Genomic DNA, 461 nt, shown 5'->3' with positions numbered 1-461 from the left:
AAATCGTACGCAAAGAAACACGAGCATATCAAGGACGTCTTCAAGATGAAATCAATCAAGATCGTGAAAACCATGGAAAGAAACCTTTTCCACCAGATAAATTTGATAAGGAAGAAACCAGAGCAATTAAAGAAAGTACTACGGATCCTGAGAGTGGCTACTATGTGAAAGATGAACGAACAAAACAGTTTGCCTATTCATTCCACGCGGCCGCAGACCGCAACGGTTTTGTATGGGGAACGATTGTAACACCTGGTAATACACATGACAGTCATATTTTGGAGCCACTTGTTGAGCAAGTGATTGAGAAAGTTGGAAAACCAGAAGCAGTTGACGCAGATGCAGCTTATAAAACACCAGCGATTACAAGCTACCTATTTAACAAAGAAATCACACCTGCTTTACCCTATACACGTCCTCGTACAAAAGAAGGATTCTTTCGCAAACATGACTATGTTAAT

General features: G+C 40.3%; 1 protein-coding gene. It reads left to right on the top strand.

Annotation, left to right across the window (positions count from 1 at the left end; translation table 11 throughout):
• On the top strand, positions 1 to 461 hold a 461-nt coding region (locus tag Q8G36_RS28650; RefSeq protein ID WP_305275349.1), incomplete at both ends, for a transposase.

This window comes from Peribacillus frigoritolerans (assembly GCF_030676415.1).
Classification (GTDB): Bacteria; Bacillota; Bacilli; order Bacillales; family DSM-1321; genus Peribacillus; species Peribacillus frigoritolerans_A.
The sequence above is the reverse complement of the archived record's forward strand: the minus strand, read 5'-3'. Positions and strand labels throughout refer to the sequence as shown.